Origin of the sequence: Pseudomonas sp. B21-032 (genome assembly GCF_024748965.1) — a bacterium.
In the GTDB taxonomy this organism is placed as follows: domain Bacteria; phylum Pseudomonadota; class Gammaproteobacteria; order Pseudomonadales; family Pseudomonadaceae; genus Aquipseudomonas.
This window is the reverse complement of the sequence record NZ_CP087180.1, coordinates 5,219,643-5,240,190: the sequence shown is the minus strand read 5'-3', so window position 1 is coordinate 5,240,190 and position 20,548 is coordinate 5,219,643. Positions and strand designations below refer to the sequence as shown.

Annotated in this window: 21 protein-coding genes; 9 read left to right on the top strand and 12 right to left on the bottom strand. The window is 56.6% G+C overall.

Going from position 1 to position 20,548, the window contains the following annotated elements; genetic code table 11:
- Positions 1-115: 115 nt before the first annotated feature.
- The 5 genes from tnpA to LOY54_RS24180 all read left to right on the top strand — a co-directional run bounded on the left by tnpA (position 116) and on the right by LOY54_RS24180 (position 6,499).
- On the top strand, positions 116-436 hold the full coding sequence (gene tnpA / locus LOY54_RS24200) for an IS66-like element accessory protein TnpA (RefSeq protein WP_258608021.1): 321 nt from the start codon (positions 116-118) through the stop codon (positions 434-436).
- Complete coding sequence (tnpB, locus tag LOY54_RS24195) at positions 433-768, top strand: IS66 family insertion sequence element accessory protein TnpB (RefSeq protein WP_232893846.1); 336 nt, start codon at positions 433-435, stop codon at positions 766-768. Before tnpA ends, tnpB begins: the two co-directional genes overlap by 4 nt.
- Before the next feature lie 63 nt (positions 769-831).
- Positions 832-2,367 (top strand): IS66 family transposase, encoded by a 1,536-nt coding sequence (gene tnpC / locus LOY54_RS24190; protein WP_258608024.1) that lies wholly within the window; start codon positions 832-834, stop codon positions 2,365-2,367.
- Between the two features lie 33 nt (positions 2,368-2,400).
- Positions 2,401-3,966, top strand: a complete 1,566-nt coding sequence (locus tag LOY54_RS24185) for a hypothetical protein (protein WP_258608208.1) — start codon at positions 2,401-2,403, stop codon at positions 3,964-3,966.
- Complete coding sequence (locus LOY54_RS24180) at positions 3,959-6,499, top strand: hypothetical protein (protein ID WP_258608207.1); 2,541 nt, start codon at positions 3,959-3,961, stop codon at positions 6,497-6,499. Before LOY54_RS24185 ends, LOY54_RS24180 begins: the two co-directional genes overlap by 8 nt.
- Positions 6,500-6,671: 172 nt before the next feature.
- Here LOY54_RS24180 and LOY54_RS24175 read toward each other — a convergent pair whose 3' ends face one another.
- The 3 genes from LOY54_RS24175 to LOY54_RS24165 form a co-directional block, all read right to left on the bottom strand.
- Positions 6,672-7,157, bottom strand: coding sequence for a JAB domain-containing protein (locus LOY54_RS24175; protein ID WP_258608205.1), 486 nt, complete (start codon positions 7,155-7,157; stop codon positions 6,672-6,674).
- Positions 7,158-7,291: 134 nt separating this feature from the next.
- The gene (locus tag LOY54_RS24170) at positions 7,292-8,260 is read right to left on the bottom strand and encodes a DUF932 domain-containing protein (protein ID WP_258608203.1); all 969 of its coding nucleotides are present in this window, start codon (positions 8,258-8,260) and stop codon (positions 7,292-7,294) included.
- Between the two features lie 141 nt (positions 8,261-8,401).
- Positions 8,402-8,737 carry a complement resistance protein TraT gene (locus tag LOY54_RS24165; protein WP_258608202.1) on the bottom strand — a complete coding sequence of 112 codons (336 nt, stop codon included), beginning with the start codon at positions 8,735-8,737 and terminating at the stop codon, positions 8,402-8,404.
- Between the two features lie 636 nt (positions 8,738-9,373).
- On the opposite strand from LOY54_RS24165, the gene LOY54_RS24160 reads away from it, so the two are divergent.
- The gene (locus LOY54_RS24160) at positions 9,374-9,604 is read left to right on the top strand and encodes an AlpA family transcriptional regulator (protein ID WP_258608200.1); all 231 of its coding nucleotides are present in this window, start codon (positions 9,374-9,376) and stop codon (positions 9,602-9,604) included.
- 323 nt (positions 9,605-9,927) lie between these two features.
- Positions 9,928-11,025, top strand: a complete 1,098-nt coding sequence (locus LOY54_RS24155; protein WP_258608198.1) for an inovirus Gp2 family protein — start codon at positions 9,928-9,930, stop codon at positions 11,023-11,025.
- A 2-nt stretch (positions 11,026-11,027) separates the two neighbouring features.
- Here the strand turns inward: LOY54_RS24155 and LOY54_RS24150 are convergent, their stop codons facing one another.
- The 3 genes from LOY54_RS24150 to LOY54_RS24140 all read right to left on the bottom strand — a co-directional run bounded on the left by LOY54_RS24150 (position 11,028) and on the right by LOY54_RS24140 (position 14,283).
- Positions 11,028-11,843, bottom strand: a complete 816-nt coding sequence (locus LOY54_RS24150; protein WP_258608196.1) for a hypothetical protein — start codon at positions 11,841-11,843, stop codon at positions 11,028-11,030.
- Positions 11,844-11,953: 110 nt separating this feature from the next.
- On the bottom strand, positions 11,954-13,183 hold the full coding sequence (locus LOY54_RS24145) for a phage integrase central domain-containing protein (RefSeq protein WP_258608194.1): 1,230 nt from the start codon (positions 13,181-13,183) through the stop codon (positions 11,954-11,956).
- 389 nt (positions 13,184-13,572) lie between these two features.
- Positions 13,573-14,283 carry an XRE family transcriptional regulator gene (locus tag LOY54_RS24140; protein ID WP_093379139.1) on the bottom strand — a complete coding sequence of 237 codons (711 nt, stop codon included), beginning with the start codon at positions 14,281-14,283 and terminating at the stop codon, positions 13,573-13,575.
- A 407-nt stretch (positions 14,284-14,690) separates the two neighbouring features.
- On the opposite strand from LOY54_RS24140, the gene LOY54_RS24135 reads away from it, so the two are divergent.
- Positions 14,691-14,978, top strand: coding sequence for a hypothetical protein (locus LOY54_RS24135; protein WP_258608192.1), 288 nt, complete (start codon positions 14,691-14,693; stop codon positions 14,976-14,978).
- Positions 14,975-15,241 (top strand): DUF3077 domain-containing protein, encoded by a 267-nt coding sequence (locus tag LOY54_RS24130; protein ID WP_045199922.1) that lies wholly within the window; start codon positions 14,975-14,977, stop codon positions 15,239-15,241. The genes LOY54_RS24135 and LOY54_RS24130 overlap by 4 nt, the downstream gene beginning before the upstream one ends.
- A 173-nt stretch (positions 15,242-15,414) precedes the next feature.
- On the opposite strand, the gene ppa is transcribed toward LOY54_RS24130, so the two are convergent.
- From ppa to LOY54_RS24100, 6 genes are all read right to left on the bottom strand, one after another.
- Positions 15,415-15,942, bottom strand: coding sequence for an inorganic diphosphatase (gene ppa, locus LOY54_RS24125; RefSeq protein WP_007933577.1), 528 nt, complete (start codon positions 15,940-15,942; stop codon positions 15,415-15,417).
- 91 nt (positions 15,943-16,033) lie between these two features.
- Complete coding sequence (locus LOY54_RS24120) at positions 16,034-16,849, bottom strand: zinc-dependent peptidase (protein WP_213603161.1); 816 nt, start codon at positions 16,847-16,849, stop codon at positions 16,034-16,036.
- A 9-nt stretch (positions 16,850-16,858) separates the two neighbouring features.
- Positions 16,859-17,509, bottom strand: a complete 651-nt coding sequence (locus LOY54_RS24115; RefSeq protein ID WP_038998563.1) for a DedA family protein — start codon at positions 17,507-17,509, stop codon at positions 16,859-16,861.
- Between the two features lie 211 nt (positions 17,510-17,720).
- Positions 17,721-18,179 carry a GNAT family N-acetyltransferase gene (locus tag LOY54_RS24110; protein WP_123565102.1) on the bottom strand — a complete coding sequence of 153 codons (459 nt, stop codon included), beginning with the start codon at positions 18,177-18,179 and terminating at the stop codon, positions 17,721-17,723.
- Between the two features lie 94 nt (positions 18,180-18,273).
- Positions 18,274-19,098: an ethanolamine ammonia-lyase subunit EutC gene (gene eutC / locus LOY54_RS24105; protein WP_258608187.1), complete on the bottom strand. Its 825-nt coding sequence runs from the start codon at positions 19,096-19,098 to the stop codon at positions 18,274-18,276.
- Between the two features lie 11 nt (positions 19,099-19,109).
- Positions 19,110-20,504 (bottom strand): ethanolamine ammonia-lyase subunit EutB, encoded by a 1,395-nt coding sequence (locus LOY54_RS24100; RefSeq protein WP_258608185.1) that lies wholly within the window; start codon positions 20,502-20,504, stop codon positions 19,110-19,112.
- Positions 20,505-20,548: the final 44 nt, after the last annotated feature.

Genomic DNA, 20,548 nt, shown 5'->3' with positions numbered 1-20,548 from the left:
CCCTGTGTGATGATCGTAAGCGTCCGGCGAACTCACCTTCCGAACTCCAGCTTTAAGGGCGATGGTGTCCGCGTATTTTTAAGCGGACGCGATCACCCTTATCGCCAGGATTTCCATGCGCCAACGAAGCTCTTATCCGAAACCGTTCAAAGCCCAGGTCGTTCAGGAATGCCTGCAACCTGGCGCATCCATTTCCAGTGTCGCCATCAGCCATGGCATCAATGCCAACGTTATCCGCAAATGGATGCCGCTCTATCGAGATCAGCCCGCAGCGGCTTCACTACCGGCATTCGTCCCGCTTAAAGCCGCACCTAAACGGCCAGCCGAAGCGCCAGTGATCATCGAGTTGCCCATGGCCGGGCAAGTGATCACGGTGAAATGGCCAACCTCAGACCCTGAAGGCTGCGCGCAGTTTATTCGGGCTGTCACTCGATGATCCGTATCGATGCCATCTGGCTGGCCACCGAGCCGATGGACATGCGCGCCGGTACCGAAACCGCATTAGCCCGAGTGATCGCGGTGTTCGGTGCGGCGAAGCCGCACTGCGCTTACCTGTTCGCCAATCGCCGGGCTAACCGGATGAAAGTGCTGGTGCACGATGGCGTCGGCGTCTGGCTTGCAGCGCGTCGACTGAACCAAGGCAAGTTCCACTGGCCCGGCATTCGCCATGGCTGCGAGGTCGAACTCGACAGCGAGCAACTCCAGGCGTTGGTACTGGGTTTGCCGTGGCAGCGAGTCGGCACGGGTGGCGTGATCAGCATGCTGTAATCGCCGGCCATTTGACCGGTCTGCTTGTCGTCGTTTCGGGCCTGCTCTGGCACAATCGGCGGCATGACTTTCTCGCCCAACCTCGACCAGATGACCCCGGAACAGCTCCGTGCCTTGGCGGCACAGGCGCTGCAGTTGCAGTCCCAAGTCGAGGCGATGAGCAGGAAGATCCAGAACGATGAAATCCTCATCGAACAGTTCAAGTTCGAAATCGCCCTGCTCAAGCGCCACAAGTTTGCTAAGCGCAGCGAGCAAATCAGCCCGGCGCAAGGCAGCTTGCTGGATGACCTGCTCGACACAGACCTTGAAGCTATCGAAGCAGAGCTGAAACAGCTCCTCCCAGCTTCGCCACAGGTCGAGCCACGGCAATCCCCGAAACGTGCGCCATTGCCGCCGCAGTTTCCACGCACGGTGATCCGCCACGAACCGGAAAACACTCAGTGCACCTGTGGCTGCCAACTTCAACGCATCGGCGAAGACGTTAGCGAGAAGCTGGATTACACGCCGGGCGTGTTCACTGTCGAGCAACATGTGCGTGGCAAATGGGCCTGCCGTCAGTGCGAGACACTGATGCAGGCGCCGGTGCCGGCGCAGGTTATCGACAAAGGTCTCCCGACCGCAGGGTTGTTGGCCCACGTGATGGTGGCGAAGTTTGCCGACCACTTGCCGCTGTACCGGCAGGAGAAAATCTTTGGCCGCGCGGGGCTGGCAATCGCTCGCTCGACCCTGGCCCAGTGGGTCGGACAAACCGGTGTGCGGCTCCAGCCGCTGGTCGATGCACTGCGTGAAGCCGTTCTGAACCAGGGCGTGATTCACGCTGATGAAACACCGGTGCAAATGCTTGCGCCGGGCGAGAAGAAAACCCACCGAGCCTATGTCTGGGCCTACAGCACGACGCCGTTTTCGGCGCTCAAGGCGGTGGTCTACGACTTCAGCCCAAGCCGTGCTGGCGAACACGCGCGTAACTTCCTGGGCGACTGGAACGGCAAGCTGGTTTGCGATGACTTCGCTGGCTATAAAGCTGGTTTTGAGCAAGGCATCACTGAGATCGGCTGCATGGCCCACGCCCGTCGCAAGTTTTTCGATCTGCATGTGGCGAACAAAAGTCAGCTAGCCGAACAGGCGTTGCACTCGATCAGCGGCCTGTACGAGGTCGAACGCCAGGCGCGGGACATGAGTGATGAAGATCGCTGGCGAATACGTCAGGAAATGGCGGTACCGATCAGTAAAAAACTGCATGACTGGATGTTGGCCCAGCGCGACCTGGTGCCCAACGGATCAGCCACGGCCAAAGCCTTCGATTACAGCCTGAAACGCTGGGTAGCGCTGACGCGCTACCTGGACGATGGAGCTGTGCCCATCGACAACAACCAAGTTGAAAACCAGATACGGCCGTGGGCACTCGGGCGCTCGAACTGGCTGTTTGCCGGATCGCTGCGCAGCGGTAAACGGGCGGCTGCGATCATGAGCTTGATCCAGTCAGCGCGTATGAATGGGCATGATCCATATGCCTATCTCAAAGATGTACTGACGCGGTTGCCGACGCAACGGGCCAGTGAGATCGGGCGACTGTTACCGCATCAGTGGGTGTCTGCCTAACTTACGCAAGGTGAGTTGGGCGGACGCTTACTGATGATCTATGGCCAACTGCTGCCGGGCATTACCAACGTTACCGATCGCGCGCGCTACTACTCTTTCTATCCTTGGCTGGTGTGGTCCTATGATCAGCGCTACGCGAAGGATGATTATGCCAACTTCGTCGAGCTATTCCGGCGAGCGGATTGTCTGTTTACCCTGATCGCCGAGCGGCATTCACAGACAAGCGTTCAAGAAAATAAGCTGCATGGCGTCGCGATGGTAGGCCGCAGCAAGCTCGTTCCCGCATTGGCCAGTTTGAAAGCCGGTGAATCTCTTCGGTTATCCCAGTACGCAACGACCGAGGACTCCCCGGACCGTTACTTCATGAACAGGCTAGGTGGTCTGTCGCAGTATTACGCAGGCACCTTGGCCGATCTGATGATCATGGAGTCGTCCACGCAGTCCTGGGTCAGATATAGCAAGGAGTATGGAGCACTGCTGGCGAAGAATTTCGATGCGGGTATTCCTGGCGAGCATTTCTGGCAGATGGTCGAGGGCGACGAAGTAACGCTGGCGGCCTTGGATGAGCTCAGTGGATTCTGTGGCTGCAATATTCCTTCAAGCCCCGCAGAGTGCCAACAGCTCATCGATATCTTTTTCGATAGTAGCAGTGCATACGCGGAGGAGGGCGAGCAGCGCCGCCGGAGCCTGGCGCTGATCCAGCAGTTGGCTGATTCCCTTCCTGCTGACTGGGATCTTTCTGAGACAACGTTTCGCGCGTGCGTATATACGGGCGCACTGCCTGGGTGTATGCCGTGGGTTATTCCTGAAGCCTTGCGAAACACCTATGCGCATTGGGTCGTATACGTGCGTAACGACCTGTTATCAGTGGCCTTCCAGACCATCCTTGCTATTTGCTTAAAGGAGCTGCAGCCACAGTTCTCCGGTCAGCGACAGATGTTCAGCTCGATTGAAGCGTTCGCCGAGTGGTTTGCTAGCTCGGAAAAGGTTGCTGGAGTGTTGAGCAATCTGGGGCTAGGCAGCTTCGATGCACTTGTAACTCACTCAAGAGATCAGGGTCCGGACCTTGGTGACTGGGGCAACATTGCGCATGAGTTCCAACTTGGTAGGCAGCTGATTGACGGGTGGAAGCCCGAAGCTGAGATCAAGCCCTTACTGGCTCAGAGCCTTAGGTTACTGGCAATGCTTGTCGTCCGCGATGATCTGAGTAAGTTGCCTTATTCGGGGCTAGCGATTACTCCAGAGTCGCTTAGGGACTACCCGATCAATCTGATGAGCTTCCGCAATCGCTGTGCCGACTGGCAGTCGATGTCCCTCCAGCAGGTGGTTAACGAATTGGTCCTATGGAGCTTGGATACACATCTGCGTGTGGCACTGCGCAAACTTCGGCAGTCAAGTCGATCGACTTTCCAATTACGTCCCTCGGAGCGTGGCTTAGAAGTGGTGTGCGATCAGATCCCGCCACCTTCCCAGACGACCCCGCGCTTTAGACCGGCAGTGCAGATCCTGCGTGACCTGGGATTGTTTACGTGCGATGACCAACCAAAGACCCGACTGACCGATTTGGGCCGAGAGCTGATGGAGGTGGCCAGTGCCTGAAGCCGTCTCTCTTCTCGAGGTGATCAAGCGAGGGGGGTACGAGGCTTCGTTGATCACCACATTCAACGCGACGCTGCCCTTTTACGAGGAGGTCTTGCTCCGAAAGTTGGTTGGTGCTGGATGCCGACATAATGTGGTTCTGATGGATCGCCAGCAATGCGCCGTCGCTTGGGGAAGCCAGGCTACCCGACCTCGTTTGGCTGGGCATGCTTACACGCTTTTACCCATTGGGGTGAATGGGGCCTTTCACCCAAAGATCTGCCTGTTGCTGGGGGCGAAGAAAGCTTCGATCCTGATCGGCAGCCACAACCTCACTCTGTCCGGACTGGGCTTCAACCGCGAGATTACCAACTGGGTTGAGGTTGGCGGCGTTAAGGATGGAGAGGGCGCAGCCATTCTCAGATCGGTCTGGCAGATGCTCCGGGAATGGATCAATCTGGAGCACGGCAAAGTGCCTGCGCCGTTACTGGAATCAGCTCTGGCTATCGACCGCTTCATCGCTCCGTTGATCGCCAGGGTTGGTCCTATGACCACGCCGGCCGTTTTAGGACAGTGGGCAGGAGCGCCATCACTTATTGATCAAGTTGCCGCGCATATCACCGCGCCGGTCAGAAGGATCGCAGTGCTGGGCGCCTTCTTCGACCGCGAGCTACTTCTGATTCGGGAGCTGAAGGCTCGCTGGCCTGAGACCCAAGTGGTAATTGGCATCGACCCCGAGACGGTCCAGCATCCCGGAATCAGTGATCTCAAAGCGGCACGGCACGTTGATGCACGTTCGCTGTGGAGCAAGGAGGCGGGCTATCTGCACGCGAAGGTTTTCTACTTCGAGTCCGATCAGGCTGCCGCAGATGTATTTGTCAGTGGCAGTGCGAATCCAAGCCGCCCTGCCTGGATGGGCCGCTCCGGGAGTGGCAACGTCGAAGCGGTTCTGCTGCAGGTCGGTAATGCCGCCCGCAAGGCCGCTGAGGCAACTTCGATGCGCGATCTTTTCGAGCTACCTGATCTTGATCATGAGACGTTAGTCGATATCCGGCAGCGCAATGCGGTCGGCGAGATCACGTATCCCGAGGGCGGTTTGCCAATCCTCATGGGTTTTTCCATCGCGCAACAGGGTCTGGTACGTATCACTTGCCGGGGAAACCCTCTGGTTGTCACCAGGGCGGTACTGCTCGGTCCTAGCCAGGAGGAGCTGGAGCGGGTCGATGTGATCGACTGCAGCGACGATGAAGTCGCGTTCAGAACGACAGTCGAGCCAACAGACATTCGCTCCTGTCTGCTGGAGGAGGATGGCTACCCTGTCGCTCGCGCCATGATTCTGCATCCTTCCATCATCGAGTCGAACGCGCAATCCTCCAGGCATTATCAGATTCGTTCGGCTCTTAGCGAGTTGGGGTCCAGTGATGCTGATATCTCCAAGCTCATCGCGAGCGTCGAACGAGTCATTTTTGCTGAGCAGACGGACCACGAGATCGAGGAGGCCATCCGTGAGCATCACGGAAGGTTGGACAGGCCGGTAGCTGGTGCAGCTCCGGAGTCGCTAGTAATCAATGTAAATGAGATGACTAGAAGTAAGCACAAACAGCGTCTGCTGAAATCCGGTGATTTGGCCTATTTGATCGATGTGCTGATGCGGCGCTTGAGCGAGGGTCTTGAGGTGCAAGGTATTGAGGTTGATCGCGCTGGGAGGACCGAAGAAGAGCAGGTAGGGCAGGAAGACGAAACGCCAGATGACTACGTTGACAACCCTGCTGAAAAGACCAGGCTTTCAGATGCTGAAATCGTACAGATTGTCGCCAGAAAAGCACGGTCGTTGTGCAGGAAAATGGTCCAGCAACTTGAACTGGCAAGTCATGAGGAGTCGCGACAGGTAGTTGCTCCTATCCAGTTGATTGCGGTATTGGCTTTGATTCGAGAGTTGCGCCACCTGGACAAGCAGAAACGCTGGCTGGCCACGGGTCAGCCTCTTGTCGAAGAGTCCGACCGCCGCTATCTGCTCGATGAGAGCGTCAGGTATCTGCTTGGATCGCAATCGCGTCTGCTCGACATGATAGATAAGGCCGCTGGCGACTCCGCTGATGAAACGATGCAGTTGCGCACTCTGCTTGTCTGGCTCGCGTGGGACCTGGGGGATGAGCTGACGGGCGAGGTCAGCCGCATCTGGGATGCGGACGAAAAACGCTGCAAGCTGCAAGCGAATGCATTGTTTCTGGCGCTTTTGCCTGCTATTGCGGCTGATCGGCAAGCCAGTACAGAGCTACGTGACAGCATCCAGCGGACAGTCAAAAGCACTCCCGTTGCTTCCATGCAGGCCGAGAAATGGCTGGGGCTGCATATGGTCTATGGCTCCTCATGGACGGTGGGTGAAGTAGAGTCTGAGCAGATGGAGGTTGGCGGTTACTGCCGTGTTCCTGGCTTGTTCGACGAACCACGGATAATTCTTGAGCTTAGTCAGGATGTGGTGGGCTTCTGGGATTTCGACAAGGTGCGGAAATTTGAGCGTGGGCGCGTGATTGCTCTGGTGCCTGCTCTCTAAGCTTGAGCTTGACGTCCTGGATCGAATGTCAGCGCAGTCGGGATAAAAAAGAAAATAGCACTCAGGCAGACAGGAGGCGCTTCAGCCTCCTGTCTGCCTTATGTTGTTTAACCATTTCTGGGGAGGCGCTTGAGCACCCGGTGAGAGAACAGGCAAGCAATGCTTACCGCGATTAAGATTGGCGGATATCGCAGCCATCATAGCCCACTACGACATGATCCAATATTTGGGTACCAATCATGTTGAGTGCATTCTTGAGGCCGGTGATCAGTGCGCTATCGATTTGACTGGGCTGTGAGTCGATGGAGGCATAGTTATGCACCAGGATCACGGCGGCAGCGTTGTGCTCCAAGGCTATCTTGACCACCTCCCTAGGGGATACGCAGGCAACTTCTAATGCGCCCTTGAAAAGCTCCTTGAATCCAATAACCCGATGCTCTGTATCGAGTAGTAATAAAGCAAAGACATCGTAATCATGGAACTGCAGCAGCGTCTGTAGGTGACTGAATACGAGTCTGCGCTCAGTCAGCGCGCGTCCCTTAGACAGACGAAACATCGCGAGTTGTTGAGCCATCTGCAAGACGTCGGCCTCGGTGAGCGGTGATTCCATGGCATAGGTGCCGGGCGTTTCACCGGCTTTGAGCTTGGGATATTTCATGCTGGTATTCCTATCACGAACGCGTGAAAGCACTGGAGGATGGGTGGCGGGGTTACTGAAAATGGGTTTTGGGATTAAATGATTCCGAACGCCCCTGTAGGCGAGAGCGCTCGGCAGTGATTTGGCTCGATGGTTCATGCAACGAGTTGTAAGGCTGCATCGAGTGCCTTCTGTTTGATAATTGCGCCTTGACCAAACCATGCCGAATCCATTCGATACTCAGGGCTCCTGGCGCGCCTTTCATGATCCACGTATTCAGTCACGGCGTTCAGCAAGCCCCATGCTGTTCCGCGAGCGGACGCCATATCAGATCCTCGGCCTTTACCTTCGTAAAGGCTTTGTACCTTCTCCATAGCTCGTTTGTTGGGCAGTACATTGGGAATGGGGTCATGCGCGCTGGTGTCGCACAGCACATCCAGGAAGAAGCTCATGGCCTCAGTCCACTGAACCTTACGTTCCGCGAGTGCGTGCATCCGATACATGAATTCGTCCCATTGCGAGACGGCGATGCCTAGTTGTTTCTTTACTGCCTGCGAATCAAAGCGCGTGTTGTGCGGGACTTTGATGGCTCGGATGGTTCCGTTCAGAGAGATAGTCAGCGTGTTATTGCAGACCACGCGAACAGTGGTGGGAGTCGCAGTGGTGGCTAGTGTGCCGTCACAGGAGGTGGCCAGCAGCAGATAGCCGTTCACTTGATCATTCCCCTTCAGCGCGGTCTCTTGGCCCGTCCTGGCAAGCGCCCAAAATTTGCGCCCACCTTTTAGCACTCCGGCAGTTTCCAGTTCATACCCTGAGACCTCGGTGAGGTCTCGGTAGAACTCCAGAACTTCACGCGGTTGCACCACTTGATAGCGATTAGATACCACCGATAACGGCGCTTTGGTGTCGGAGCGGTACAGCACCTTCTGTTCCGGAAAGGTGTGGATCGAGCCCAGGGCGCCGATAGTGTCTGATTTGAAATGCACTGGACTGTCCTGGATTTGCCAGTTCATGCCGGCTTCGCGTTGCCAGACTTCCAGCGGTTGTTTTTGCGTCAGGCGGTTACCCAGGCCATGCCAAGGGGTAGCGCCAACGTAGGCCATTTGTTCGATGAGATGAGCCATGGGAATGAATCCTTTTCATAGGCGCACGACGAGGCCGCTAAGCGTTCAGCAGGGGGCAGTCGGCGTGCGGGATGGGATTGGAGAGGGCTAGCGATGGATCAGATAGGGACCAGCAGTTGCGTCAAGCGGAAGATGAACAGTTCAAGCGGAATGACGGCTGCTAAATGACAGTCCGCAGTCAAGACAACCGTAATTGTCCAAAACCCGTTCATCGATGACTTCGCCGAGTTTGGCGCCTGCGATACAGCCGGTCGCCGCTCCGGCTATTCCGCCGAGAATGACACCGGCCATACCGCCAGCAACGACACCAGCGGGACCGGCCACGACGCCGATGACAGCGCCAACCTCGGCACCGCCCATAGCGGCTGCGACACCTTGGGCGGAGCCACCGACGGTGCCGATAAGGGTGCCGACTTTTCTGGCGAAATCCTTGGTGATGACAGCGCTGGAGCTACAGCGTGGGCATTGAGTGGTCATGTTTAGGGTTCCTGTAGAGAGAGTCGTGATGAAGACATTGCCCGGGCATAGAGCTCATCAAGCAGGTCGCCCAGGCGACCTGCTTGTATGGTGAGCTGTTCACTCTGGAGGGATGGTTGATACGCAGAGATACAGGGGTGTGATGTATGACTGAAAATTTGTTGACTGCGATTTTTGATGGATTTGCCCATTGCATTTTGTTGCGGTGTTTCAGATGGTGGGTTTGTGCTAATTGATCATTCGTCGAATGACTGCTGCGTTAATCAAGATCATGACTTGAATTATGCTTATGAATGATGCTTTGGGACTGTTTGGATCTTGCAGTATTGGCTTAGATCGAATTGGACAAGGTTAGGAACAGACATTTTCTGCTGGAATTGGACAAGAGAACTAAGTCGCTTGTCAGAGAACTAACTTTAGGACGAGCCAATGCGTGCGCACATGCACGTGCCCGTATACGCGCACGTGCGCGAGGTAGACAGTCGTGGTCAGCAGTCATTGGCGCAGCGTTGTGGCCCCGCTTGGTGTGTTGATGCGTTTCTGTAAAACTTCTACGAAAGCACAGGTAATTTTCTGCACGATGGAATCCCTTTAGAGTACTCCCGTCGCGTGCCAACGCAGTCTGGAGCTTACGAAATGGCAGAAAGCAGCACTACCCATCCCAGAGTTTTGCGCCTCAAGCAGGTGCTGGATCGTGTGGGATTGTCGCGTTCAACGATTTATGACCGGATGAACCCTGCGTCACCGCGCTACGACGACTCGTTCCCCAAGCCGATGAAAATTGGTAGTTCAGCGGTAGGCTGGTTGGAATCGAGCATTAACAAGTGGATTGAATCACTGGCCGATAATTCTTTTGGAGGAAAGTGAACTTAGAAGAAGCGGTCAGGAAAAGCCCATCTAAATGTAAGCCTTTTGCGTACTAACTTAAAGGCGTGGTTGAGTTTATTATTGCTCAATCTAGGTGGTGTATTGAGTTTTATTTGTGATGTCTCTGGTGTGAGGGATGCGCCTGAGTATTGGTTTATATGTTATTAGGTAGTATTAAATAATAACTACAATGTGTTGAAGGTCGGCATTAGAGTCTGGCAGGCTATATGTTTCTGATGGGGTGAGTGCTAGAGAAGAAGCTAAGGTATTCTAGAAGGTAAGTGTGACTAAGGGTTTGTATCATCTGTGGGAATGGTGGGGCTATGAATTTTAATGAGTGGGAGTTTATCGATGCGTATAAGGATAAGGTCGTTGAGGAGTTTTATGACCCAATAAAGGGTATGAAGTCTTTATCTGGTAACGTAGACGGTATGCTGTTTGGATCTGTTAGCAAGATCATGAGGGCTGTAAGTGCGCTGGAGAAAAAGTCAGGGGGTATCTTTAAGGTAGAGTCGATTGAACGTCGAGGTGAGATGGTGTTTAGTAAGACTGAAAGCATTATTATTTCAGCGGTTACAATTAACTACGTTGAGCTTGAAAGAGGGATGGTGCTGTTTAAGGTTAATCCTTATGTCAGCGCATTTTATGAGTGCTATAAAAACATCATGCCCTCAAGTCCACATGTGGTGGATCAATCGGAATTGCCTGAATGTTTTCGTAAGCTAAATCGGTTTGTTGGTGCGGTAAGAGAGCGGATCTCTAGCGGGGCATTCAAGCGTGAGATGTCCGCACATATGCGGGCGGTTAATAAAAACTACGCAGGCCTGTTAAGTTACATAGATTCTTTGTTTGCGCGTTATTCTAGATTGTTGGTGTTGAGAGTTGATTTTTCATACGGAAAGGGGAAGCTTGAGATTGAGGATTATAGCCGGCCGAATGATAGGTTGGATGCGCTTTGTGTCGTTACTGAGCAGATTGTTCAGCATCGGATAGAACTGATCGACTATCTGAAGAATAAGTGCCCTGAACTTGGTATGGTGGGGTATGTTTGGAAGCTTGAATATGGGAGAGAGAAAGGCCATCATTATCACATGATGTTTTTTTTGGATGGGGCAAAGGTGCGGCAGGATATTGTCATTGCCAAGCGGATAGGTGAGTACTGGAATAATGTGATAACCCAGGGAAAGGGCGTGTATTACAATTGTAATGGAAATAAAGACGGGTACAAGCACTGCGGTGTGGGGATGATCAGCTACAATGAGATGGAAAAGCTGAGTAGCCTGAAGGAGAAGGCAGCAATCTACCTTACGAAAGCGGATCGCTATATAAGTGCTTGCATGCCTGGGAATAAGAGAACTTTTGGTAAAGGGAACTCCCCAAAAATTGGCGAGCGATCAGTTGGTAGGCCGAGAGAGCATTAATATCAATCAGAGCCATTATGAGGTGGAGATTGGGCGATCCTAACGGCAGCGGAAACGATAGGGTCATTTTTTATCCAGCGTCTCAATGTTTTTTCGATGCTGGTCGGTGCAGGGCGTCTTATCTTATTTTCCGCTATGTATTTTTTTATTTCTGGTAATATTGCTTTGTATGCATCTAGCTCTTGAGTCCAGCCTTCTTGCGGAGCTAGTGTATTAAGAAGGTCGCAAGATTTTTGTTTGGTGGCCAAATAGTGCTCCTTACGAGCAAGGCCTCCTTCTGCGGCAACTTCTGAGCGCGTTTTTATTTTTTCATTAAAAAATCGTTGATCGCCTAAATAAAGTACGTATAAGCCGCTGCATAATATTTTTATTGCTGTATTGGCTCCTAAGGTTTGGTGGTTTGCAATTGCGAGAGGTATGCTTGAGTAAGCGTCTTTTATATGTTGGAAGGCAGCGATTTTTTCTTTTCCTAAAAATGCGGTTAGTTTATTTTTTAGCTTTTTCTTGTCGTTATTTGTGCGGGGGCGAGTCTCCAGAAACTCTATTAATATTTTATCAAGGTTGATATTGTTTTCTTGTGAAAGCGTTCTGCGAAGCATCATGTATCGTTTGCTTACTATATCGAGCACCTCCTTTGCGGCATCCTCAATGTCAAGGGAGATTAAGTGTTTGTATTCCGGGTAGTCCTCTATGTTCACTAGGAAGGGTTTTTCTTTAGAGGTGGATTGCTCGATGATAAGCTCTAATTTTGACTTTGGTGTTGCATTCCAGGCGAGCGGGGCGTTTAAACCGATTCTTATGTTTAATGGTTTATGCATAATGGAATCGCCAGTTTAATTCAAGGGGAGTATTGTTTTGTAGGGTTGGCGCATTCAGTTCTATTTCCTCGGGTCGCACAACGTAGCAGCTACTTCGCAGTAGCTGCTATTTAGGCTGGATTAGTGGCTTTTACGTTATCAACTCGCGGCTTGCAGATAAAGTCAGCCCAATCAGTCATGAGTGCTCGTCGCTTGTCGAGGAAATCGGAGCGAGAGTACGCTCCTTCAGTTTGGTCGCGTTCGTCATGTGCGAGTGCCATTTCACAAACTTCTCGTGGGTAGTGCGTGCATTCACCCGCCCAGTCACGAAATGAAGAGCGAAAGCCGTGTCTCGTGATGTGTTCGTATTCCATGGCATGCAGGAGCGTGCGTATGGCGTTTGCGTGCATCACCCCTGACTTGCCCTGGCCTGGGAATAGAAAAGGGCTTCCTTCAGTCCGTGAGATGCTCCGCACCAGATTGATGACTTTGTCGGCAAGCGGGATGACAAAGGCCACGCGCATTTTCATGCGTTCATCCGGTAAAGACCAAGTGCCAGCTTCCAAATCAAACTCATCCCAACGAGCGAACCTTACCATGTGGGCGCGTGCGCTGGTCATGATCAGCAGTTGAGTGGCCAAGGAGGCGGGTGTGGTGTCAGCGTTGAGTTTGGCCATTAGCGCGGGTACGTCCTGCCAGCGCAATGCTTCGAAGTGTTCGCGTTTTCGAGCCTTCTTCTTTTCCGAACGACTCAGTAAGTTGTTCAGGTGTCCGCGCCAACGAGCAGGATTTTCACCATCCCGAAGGTTATGGGCTTTGGCGGCATCCAGTATTTGCTCAATCTGGCCGCGAACTTCGTCGGCGGTTCTAGTTTTGCTAGCCCAAATTGGTTGCAGCACCTTGAGCACTTCTGGTGTACCGATTTCCCCGGCTGACAGCTTACCAATGTGGTCAAACGCATACAGTTCCAGCTTGCGTAGCCAACCTTTGCGCCACTTCTCTGACCAAGAGCCGCCATGTGCGTTGCAGTACTCTGTGGCTAGGGTTTCAAATTTCAGCTGTTTGGCTTCGCTGGCGCGTTGAGCTTCGCGTTGGGCAGCGCGCTCGATATCGCGAGCGGCTAGAGGATCGACACCATCGCTCAATTGGCTGCGTTTGGCACTGGCTTCAAGTCTGGCTTTCTTGAGGCTGACTTCAGGGAATGAGCCCAGGCCCATCTCCCTGCGGCGTCCTGCCAGTTGGAAGCGAAGTAGCCAGGACTTGCGACCGGTTGGCTTGACGATCAAACGGAGCCCATCACCATCTTCATAGGTGCCGGGCTCGGTCAGGTTTTCGACTTGTTTCGGATTCAGCTTGCCCATTGATTTTCCCCTGTCGTCCCTTCTGTCCCCCCACCTGTCCCCCCACTTCATCGTCGGATGAGGTCAAATGGCGTTGAACACCATCGGACAGGGACGAGCCTGAAATGCCCGTAATAGCTAAGCTATCGGCAGTATTCGCGGATGGGATAGGATTATTTTGGACAATTAAAAAGCCGGCTTGTGGCCGGCTTCCGGGGACGGGCTTGGCTAATTTTTGGTAAGCCGCAACCGCCTTAAAATCGTTGCTCCGGCGCTGGGGCCGGGAGGTGGCGGGCAAGCTGTGGAGTGCCGCGCCAGGGCCGCGGACGGGCTGGGCCGTCGGGCTAAATGTGCGGCGTAGCATACTGGGATTGGCCGGCGATGCCCAGCAAAAAATCACTGGCCGGTGCTCAGCCCGGGCGGCTGTCGCGCAGGTGGCCCCACCAGAATACCCAGCCCAGTACTTCCAGACGCTGGGTTTTCAGTTGTGCCGGGCTGTAGGTTTCGGTGGGGTATTCGTCGCTGTCCTGGCTGTGCAGGCGCAAGGCGCCGTTGGCGCGGCGGCTGAGGCTGTTGATGCGCAGGCGGCCGTTGTGCAGCAAGGCATAGATTTCGCCTTCGACCACCCGGGTCAGGCTGCGGTCGACGGCCAGGGTGGTGCCGCGTGGCAGCAGCGGGCTCATGTTGTGCCCGGGCATGCTCAGGCACAGGGCATCGCCCGGGTCGACGCCGACGGCGTCGAGGGCACGCAGCGGCAGGCGCAGGTAACGGTCTTCGACCGGTTTTAGCTGGCGGGTCTGGATGCTGTAGAACGGCACCTGGATGTCGTTGTAGCTATGCGCCGCCAGCGCGCTGGCATCGGGGCCTTCGACGCCTGGGCGGGCGGCCTGGCTGTTGAGGCGCGGCAAAGGGTTGGGGTGCTTGGGGCCTTCGCCGTTGCGCAGCCAGCGGCTGCGCACGCACAGCAGTTCGGCGATTTCATCCAGCCGGGCCAGGGGCACGCCGCGCTTGAACCAGTTGTTGACGTGCTGCGGCGTAACCTTGCGCTGCGCAGCAAAGTCGGAAGGGGACAGGTTGCACTCGCTCAGGAGCGCTTTGAGACGATCACCGGATGTATTCATGAGGCCCGAGTTTAGTGGGCTCGTACAGCCCGGGCTATAAACGCGAGGTTCATTTTCAAGGCTGGAAAATGGCTGGATTACAGGTGGTTGCTTAGGCTCGCGTAGGAGGTTTCTCGGCAAAAAAATCCACTTGAATGACGTTCGGAACTATCCTACGCACGCTGCTGCCTTTTCACTGTTGTGATAAAGGTGCTACAGGGTTAGTTTCCTCGGGTCGCTACGTTGGCGACCGGGTGTGAGAGCTCGAGTAGATAGTAGAAGCAGCTAGTTATGGCAGCTGTGCGCGGGCAGACCTCGGTCTGGCCGGGTTTCCTATGTCTACCGGTCTCTCACCCCGCGTACGGCTGCCACCCTAATCCTGTGAGAGGGATGCGGAGGTAGCTCCTGATAGATATAGGAGGTACGTCATGAAGAAGATCGTCCCCGACCCACCGTATTCCGATATATCTCGCAACAACACCACCACCCCCTACTTCTCCATCCACAGCGACCTGATCCCTCCTGATTCCCTGGCCTATGCCAGCGAACTGCTGCGCGGTATCCATGAAACCACCGACGAATTCTGCCGAGCCCATGCCAACGAACCCGGCCAGGGCATGCTGGTGAATGTGCTGCATTCGGCCGAGATGGCCAGGGCGTTGGTCGAGCATGCGCTGAGCAAGCTGCTGGCCGTGGAAGAGGGAGTGATGGCATGAGCAAGGATTCGTACGACGAGACGGTAGGTATCGCGAGCTTTATCAGCAGCCAGCAATTGCCCATGGGGCTATTTCGGATTACGCCGGGCGTGCCGTGCGATTACGCGCTGGAGCAGGCTTCAACCCTGCTGGGATGTGTGCACAAGCTGATCCGGGCGGGGGTTATGGATGAAGACGGCGACATGATGTGGGCCGCTTTTTATCTGAGCGGGCTCGCCAAGGCGATTGTTGATGATGTGGGTTTGGGAATGAATCGGGCTTAAGAAGGTAGCTGTCTTTGCTGTGGGAGCGGGCTTGCCCCGCGATGCGATGTGGCTGACAGTCAGCTATCGCGGGACAAGTCGAGGCGTCGCACCGCCGCTCCTACCTTGATGGGTTGTTCTTGCCCTGAAACAAAAAGCCCCGCGTGTGCGGGGCTTTTTGCTCAAGCGCTTGCTTAGCCTTTGTAAGCGGCAACCGACTTGGTGATCGCAGCGCGGGCGGCGTCAGCGCCATCCCAGCCTTCGATCTTGACCCACTTGCCTTTCTCGAGATCTTTGTAGTTCGCGAAGAAGTGCTCGATCTGCTGGATCAGCAGGGCTGGCAGGTCGGTGTATTCTTTGACGTCGACGTACAGTTGCGACAGTTTGTCGTGCGGTACGGCGATGACTTTGGCGTCGCCGCCGCCGTCGTCGGTCATGTTCAGGATGCCGACCGGACGGGCGCGGATGACCGAGCCTGGCGCTACCGGGTACGGGGTAACAACCAGCACGTCGAGGGGGTCACCGTCGTCGGCCAGGGTGTTGGGGATGTAGCCGTAGTTGGCCGGGTAGAACATCGGGGTAGCCATGAAACGGTCAACGAACAGGCAGTCGCTGTCCTTGTCGATCTCGTATTTGATCGGCGCGTGGTTGGCTGGAATCTCGATGGCGACGTAGATGTCGTTCGGCAGGTCTTTGCCAGCCGGAATCTTGCTGTAGCTCATTGGGCAGTGCCCCCATGTTTGGCCAAAAATTGGTCGCGATTATAGGCACATTCCAGCGCGCTTGCCACGCCCGGGCGGATGTCCGGCAGGCTCAGTCCTGCGCGTCCTGGTAATGCGGGTGGTGGCGCTGCAACTGCTGCAGGCGGGCCAGCGGGTCCTGGCGGTAGAAGCCGCGCAATTGCTGGTACACCGCGGGGTAGGCGTCGTTGAGCAGGTCCGGGGCGCTGAAGAAGTATTCGCAGGTGACGGCGAAGAATTCTGCCGGGTTTTCCGCGGCATAGGGGTCGATGGCGGTTTCGGCGTCGGGGTTGCGGTCGAGCTGGGCGTTGAGGTCGTCAAAGGCCGCTTGCATGACCTGGGCCCAGTCGCTGACGCGCAGGTCACTGTGCAGCGGCGGCAGGCCGTTGGCGTCGCCATTGAGCATGTCGAGCTTGTGCGCCAGTTCGTGGATCACCAGGTTGTAGCCTTCCCAGCCGCCACTGGCCAGCACGCCAGGCCAGGCCAGGATCACCGGGCCCTGCTGCCAGGCTTCGCCGCTGTGCTCGCCGTCCCATTCGTGTTCGATGCCGCTGGCGTCGCGATGGCGCTGGGGGCTTACGAAGTCGTCGGGGTAGAGGATGATTTCGTGAAAACCCTGGTACCAGTTCAGCTCGCCCAGGTGCAGCAGCGGCAGTTGCGCCTGGGCGGCAAGAAACAGCCGCTGCTCGCCGTCCAGCTCTACCCCGGGCAGGGCGGTCAGGTGCTTGTGATCGAGGAACAACACGCAGGCTTCACGCAGCCATTGGTCTTCTTCGTCGCTCAGGCCATCGAGCATCGGCAGGCGCTCGCGCACCCGCTGCCAGCGCTGCGGGTCGAGCGGGTGTCGGGCCAGGGTGCGGCGACGGCGCCAGGCGCTCAGCGACCACATAAACCGGGCTTAGTGAACCTTGGCTTCGTTGCGGCCCATGCGGCTGCGCACGATGCCGATGATCATCGGCACCAGCGACAGCAGGATGATGGCGACGATCATCAGCGACAGGTTCTGCTTGATGAACGGCACGTTGCCGAAGAAGTAGCCGAGGGTGACCAGGCCGCCTACCCAGAGCACGGTGCCGGCGACGCTGAAACCGAGAAAGCGCGGGTAGTGCATTTTAGCGATGCCGGCGACGAACGGCGCAAAGGTGCGCAGGATCGGCAGGAAGCGCGCCAGGGTCACGGTCTTGCCGCCATGGCGCTCATAAAAGTCGTGGGTCTGCTGCAGGTAGTCGCGGCGGAAGATCTTCGAGTTGGGGTTGCGGAACAAGCGTTCGCCTGCTGTTCGGCCAATCACGTAATTGGTGCTGTCGCCCAGGATGGCCGCCGCCATCAGCAGGCCGCCGAGCAGTACCGGGTCCATACCGCCGCCTGCGGCCACGGCGCCGGCGATGAACAGCAGGGAGTCACCCGGCAGGAACGGCATGACCACCAGACCGGTCTCGCAAAAGATCACCAGGAACAGGATCGCGTAGATCCACGGGCCGTAGTTGTTGACCAACAGGTCCAGGTAGGCGTCGAGATGCAGAATAAGGTCCAGCGGGTTGAAATCCATGTACAGCACCTTGTGTTCTTGACCCGGGCGACGGGCTTGCGATGGCTGGCAGTGCGAATGCGGACGGTCGCTACCCGGAAGTTGGGTAAAGTTTCACACACAATGAAGAGGCGCATTATACGGCTACGAACAGATTGTGCCTGCGCAGTTTGTAGCGGCGGATGTCGAATGAATGTGAACGGCAGGCATCGCGCCTGCCGTTGCGCCCGGATCAGTCCGAGTGAATAGGCAGGATGTAGCTCTTGAACTCGGTGTCTTCGTGAAATCCGATGGACTCGTAGGTTTTCATCGCCACTTCGTTGTCGCTGCTGGTCGATACCCGCAGGCGCACGGCGTTGGTTTCCTTGGCCAGCTTCTTGGCTTCGCGCATCAGGTGGTCGGCCACCAGCATGCGCCGGGAGTCTTCGGCGACATAGATGTCGTTGAGAATCCACACGCGCTTGAGCGACAGCGACGAGAAGCTCGGATAGAGCTGGCAAAAGCCCATCAGTTTGCTGTCGTCATCGTCCGGCAGGGCCAGGTAGATGATCGACTCGCCACGCTCCAGGCGTTTTTCCAGGAACGAGCGCGAGGAGTCCGGGTAGGGCAGCTGGCCGTAGAACTCGCGGTATCTGACGAACAGCGGGGCAAGCAGGTCCAGATGTTCCAGGGTTGCTTTGATGATTCGCATAAGCAGGCCTCAGGGTCCATGGGAGTTTGCGGCGAATCGCCGGCAGCCTTGGCAGATGCTGCCTGAAAGCAATTAGAAAGCGCAATCTACGATCTCAAGGTTTACTCAACAGGAAATTTCCGCTTTTCGGCGCATCGGTGTCTGACTCAAGGGTTTGCACCTGGGCTTCGTCCTTCAGATTGACCCCCGACAACTGCCGCCGACAGGCCTCGCGCATCAGGTACAGCAAGCGGTGGGCGGCCATGCCGTAGCTCAGGCCTTCCAGGCGCACGTTGGAGATGCAGTTGCGGTAGGCGTCGGTGAGGCCGACCTTGGGGTTGTAGGTGAAGTACAGCCCGAGGCTGTCCGGCGAGCTCAAGCCCGGGCGTTCGCCGATCAGGATCACGGTCATTTTCGCCCCGAGCAGCTCGCCCACTTCATCGGCCACCGCCACCCGGCCTTGTTCGACCAACACCACCGGTGATGTCGACCAGCCGTCGGCGGCGCTCTGTTCTTCCAGGCGGGCGAGAAACGGCAGGGTATGGCGATGCACGGCCAGGGCCGAGAGACCGTCGGCAACCACGATGGCCAGATCGACGCCGCCGGGGTTGGCCTGGGCGTGTTCGCGCAGCCGTTGTGCTGAATCTTCGTGCAGGCGGCGCCCCAGATCGGGGCGTTGCAGGTAGCTGTGACGATCGGCGGCGGCGCTGTGCAGCAGCAGGCTTTCACGTCCGCGCTCGCTCAATTGCTGGCGCAGGCCGGCATGGTCGAAGGCCAGGTGCACGGCGTCGCGGGCCTGGGCGTGGGCGAACTGAAAGTCCAGCTGGGCGCCGGTCGGCAGGCTGGTGCCGGTGCGGCCCAGGGCGATGCGCGCCGGGGTCAGGCGGCGCAGTTCCAGCCAGGGATTGGCGCTGTTGTCGTGTTGGGGAGTATTGGCCATAGTCGACTCGCTTATCCCAGTTGCGCCAGGGCCTGGCGGAAGGCCGGTGGCAGGTTGTCACCGAAACGCACCCGGCCGTCGGCCTGGGTGAAGATACCCATGCGCGCCAGCCAGCTTTCGAACTCCGGCGCAGGCTTGAGGCCCAGGGTTTGCCGGGCGTAGAGCGCATCATGGAATGAAGTGGTCTGGTAGTTGAGCATGATGTCGTCGGAGCCGGGGATGCCCATGATGAAGTTGATACCGGCCACACCCAGCAGGGTCAGGAGCATGTCCATGTCGTCCTGGTCGGCTTCGGCATGGTTGGTGTAGCAGATGTCGCAGCCCATGGGCACGCCCAGCAACTTGCCGCAGAAGTGGTCTTCAAGCCCGGCGCGAATGATCTGCTTGCCGTTGTACAGGTACTCCGGGCCGATGAAACCGACCACGGTGTTGACCAGAAACGGCTTGAAGTGACGGGCCACGGCGTAGGCGCGGGTTTCGCAGGTCTGCTGGTCGACGCCATGGTGGGCGTTGGCCGAGAGGGCGCTGCCCTGGCCGGTCTCGAAGTACATCAAGTTCTGCCCGAGGGTGCCGCGGTTGAGGCTCAGACCTGCGTCGTAACCCTCCTTGAGCACATTGAGGTTAATGCCGAAGCTGGCGTTGGCCGCTTCGGTTCCGGCAATCGACTGGAACACCAGGTCCAGTGGCACGCCGCGGTTGATCGCCTCGATCGAGGTGGTGACGTGGGTCAGCACACAGGCCTGGGTGGGGATGTCATAGCACTGGATGATGGCGTCGAGCATCTCCAGCAAGGCGCAGATCGAGGCAATGCTGTCGGTGGCCGGGTTGATGCCGATCATCGCATCGCCATTGCCGTAAAGCAGACCGTCGAGAATGCTCGCGGCAATCCCGGCCGGCTCGTCGGTCGGGTGGTTGGGCTGCAGGCGGGTCGACAGGCGCCCGCGCAGGCCCATGGTGCCGCGAAAACGGGTGACCACGCGGATCTTCTGCGCCACCAGCACCAGGTCCTGCACGCGCATGATTTTCGACACGGCCGCAGCCATTTCCGGGATCAGCCCCGGGGCCAGGGCACGCAGGCTGTCTTCATCGGCGGCTTCGCTGAGTAGCCAGTCACGCAGCCCGCCGACGGTCAGGTGGCTGACGGCGGCAAAGGCATTGGCATCATGGGTGTCGATGATCAGCCGGGTGACTTCATCGTCTTCGTAGGGGATCAGCGCTTCAGTCAGAAAATGCTTGAGCGGGATGTCGGCCAGGGCCATCTGCGCCGCTACCCGTTCGCCGTCGTTGCTGGCGGCGACACCGGCGAGAAAGTCACCCGAACGCGCCGGGCTGGCCTTGGCCATGACTTCCTTGAGGCTGTCGAAACGGTAGGTCTGGTTGCCTGCCGTGTGAACAAAACTTGCCATACAGACTCTCCAGAACGCCGCAGGGCTGGCCTGCGGCGTAGGTG

Excerpts from the sequence above, each read along its gene's own strand:
- tnpA (WP_258608021.1), top strand. The coding sequence starts at position 116 with ATGCGCCAACGAAGCTCTTATCCGAAACCGTTCAAAGCCCAGGTCGTT.
- tnpB (WP_232893846.1), top strand. The coding sequence starts at position 433 with ATGATCCGTATCGATGCCATCTGGCTGGCCACCGAGCCGATGGACATG.
- tnpC (WP_258608024.1), top strand. The coding sequence starts at position 832 with ATGACTTTCTCGCCCAACCTCGACCAGATGACCCCGGAACAGCTCCGT.
- LOY54_RS24185 (WP_258608208.1), top strand. The coding sequence starts at position 2,401 with ATGATCTATGGCCAACTGCTGCCGGGCATTACCAACGTTACCGATCGC.
- LOY54_RS24175 (WP_258608205.1), bottom strand. The coding sequence starts at position 7,157 with ATGAAATATCCCAAGCTCAAAGCCGGTGAAACGCCCGGCACCTATGCC.
- LOY54_RS24170 (WP_258608203.1), bottom strand. The coding sequence starts at position 8,260 with ATGGCTCATCTCATCGAACAAATGGCCTACGTTGGCGCTACCCCTTGG.
- LOY54_RS24165 (WP_258608202.1), bottom strand. The coding sequence starts at position 8,737 with ATGACCACTCAATGCCCACGCTGTAGCTCCAGCGCTGTCATCACCAAG.
- LOY54_RS24160 (WP_258608200.1), top strand. The coding sequence starts at position 9,374 with ATGGCAGAAAGCAGCACTACCCATCCCAGAGTTTTGCGCCTCAAGCAG.
- LOY54_RS24155 (WP_258608198.1), top strand. The coding sequence starts at position 9,928 with ATGAATTTTAATGAGTGGGAGTTTATCGATGCGTATAAGGATAAGGTC.
- LOY54_RS24150 (WP_258608196.1), bottom strand. The coding sequence starts at position 11,843 with ATGCATAAACCATTAAACATAAGAATCGGTTTAAACGCCCCGCTCGCC.
- LOY54_RS24145 (WP_258608194.1), bottom strand. The coding sequence starts at position 13,183 with ATGGGCAAGCTGAATCCGAAACAAGTCGAAAACCTGACCGAGCCCGGC.
- LOY54_RS24140 (WP_093379139.1), bottom strand. The coding sequence starts at position 14,283 with ATGAATACATCCGGTGATCGTCTCAAAGCGCTCCTGAGCGAGTGCAAC.
- LOY54_RS24135 (WP_258608192.1), top strand. The coding sequence starts at position 14,691 with ATGAAGAAGATCGTCCCCGACCCACCGTATTCCGATATATCTCGCAAC.
- LOY54_RS24130 (WP_045199922.1), top strand. The coding sequence starts at position 14,975 with ATGAGCAAGGATTCGTACGACGAGACGGTAGGTATCGCGAGCTTTATC.
- ppa (WP_007933577.1), bottom strand. The coding sequence starts at position 15,942 with ATGAGCTACAGCAAGATTCCGGCTGGCAAAGACCTGCCGAACGACATC.
- LOY54_RS24120 (WP_213603161.1), bottom strand. The coding sequence starts at position 16,849 with ATGTGGTCGCTGAGCGCCTGGCGCCGTCGCCGCACCCTGGCCCGACAC.
- LOY54_RS24115 (WP_038998563.1), bottom strand. The coding sequence starts at position 17,509 with ATGGATTTCAACCCGCTGGACCTTATTCTGCATCTCGACGCCTACCTG.
- LOY54_RS24110 (WP_123565102.1), bottom strand. The coding sequence starts at position 18,179 with ATGCGAATCATCAAAGCAACCCTGGAACATCTGGACCTGCTTGCCCCG.
- eutC (WP_258608187.1), bottom strand. The coding sequence starts at position 19,098 with ATGGCCAATACTCCCCAACACGACAACAGCGCCAATCCCTGGCTGGAA.
- LOY54_RS24100 (WP_258608185.1), bottom strand. The coding sequence starts at position 20,504 with ATGGCAAGTTTTGTTCACACGGCAGGCAACCAGACCTACCGTTTCGAC.